Source organism: Sphingobacterium sp. FBM7-1 (assembly GCF_020687765.1).
In the GTDB taxonomy this organism is placed as follows: Bacteria; Bacteroidota; Bacteroidia; order Sphingobacteriales; family Sphingobacteriaceae; genus Sphingobacterium.
In genome coordinates this window covers 1-1,238 of the sequence record NZ_JAJEWJ010000020.1, presented here as the reverse complement: position 1 = coordinate 1,238, position 1,238 = coordinate 1, and the positions used below count along the sequence as shown (strand labels likewise).

Here is a 1,238-nt window from a genome sequence, read left to right as displayed (position 1 = left end):
TGTAAGCTTCCCCTAAAAAAAGACTGTTAGAGAATAGAAAAATGATTAATAACTTTAACAGTGTATTATGAAAGGAAAACGATTCAAACCAGAGCAGATCAGTAAGATCCTTAAGGAATTTGAGGCAGGCAAAAGCGTTCAGGAAATCGCTCGTGAACACGGGGTCAGTGCGGCCTCCTTTTACAAATGGCGTCAGCGATACGGTGGCCTTGAGGGCAGCGAGCTGAAACGCGTCAAGGAACTGGAGGAAGAGAACCGCAAGCTTAAGCGAATGTACGCTGATCTTGCCCTTGATTTGGAGGCTGCAAAGGAGGTTATAGCAAAAAAGCTTTGAAGCCTTGCCAGAAAAAACAGATTGCCCAAGAATTGATGGAGTCAGGGAAAGGCATCAGCAGGGCGTGCCGGGTGTTGGGATTGAGCAAGACCTGTTATTATTATGTGAATATGCGCGATGATAGTGAGGTTGAATCCGCTCTGCGTAAGAAAGCGGAGGATTTCCCACGTGAGGGTTTCTGGAAAGCGTTCAGGAGGTTACGCCGGGAGGGGCATGGATGGAACCACAAACGCGTCCATCGGGTGTATAAGCTTATCGGACTAAACATAAGAAGGAAAGCAAAGCGGCGGTTGCCGCAAAGGATAAAGCAGTCGCTTGTTAAACCCATATCGTCCAATGACACCTGGTCGATGGATTTCATGAGCGATGCGTTGAGCAATGGCCGCCGGTTCCGCTCTTTCAACGTAATGGACGATTTCAACAGAGAGGCATTGCATATCGAAGTGGATTATTCAATGCGCAGTTCCCGGGTGGTCTGGGTACTGAACCATCTGATTAAACGCAAGGGCAAGCCCAGGAAAATCAGGATGGATAACGGCCCGGAGTTCATATCCCAGCTTTTAACGGAATGGAGCATGGTCAACGGCATCGAGTTTTTATATATTCAACCCGGAAAGCCCACGCAGAACGGTTTCGTGGAAAGATTGAACGGTACTTACCGTGATAATGTGTTGGACTGCTACCTGTTTGACACATTGGACGAAGTGAGGGAAGTTACTTGGCAATGGATGGATGATTATAACAATCACAGGCCACATGACAGTCTTGGAAATATGACACCAACAGAATATGCTGCTCTATCCAATTTTGAAGGCGATAAACAGGCGTGTTAGGGTATTTAGATTTAGGTTAATTTGAAGAGAATTTTGTAAAATTACACAGTCTTAATTTCGGGAAGCCGACA

At 46.1% G+C, this 1,238-nt stretch carries 1 protein-coding gene; it reads left to right on the top strand.

Annotated features, from left to right (window positions below; translation table 11 throughout):
* The first annotated feature begins 67 nt into the window (after nt 1-67).
* Nucleotides 68-1,167 (top strand): IS3 family transposase gene (locus tag LKO28_RS15330; RefSeq protein WP_227695910.1). Its coding sequence is split into 2 segments (ribosomal slippage): nt 68-320 and nt 320-1,167, totalling 1,101 coding nucleotides; the frame shifts between segments, so codons are not numbered across the junction.
* The last annotated feature ends 71 nt before the right edge of the window (nt 1,168-1,238 follow it).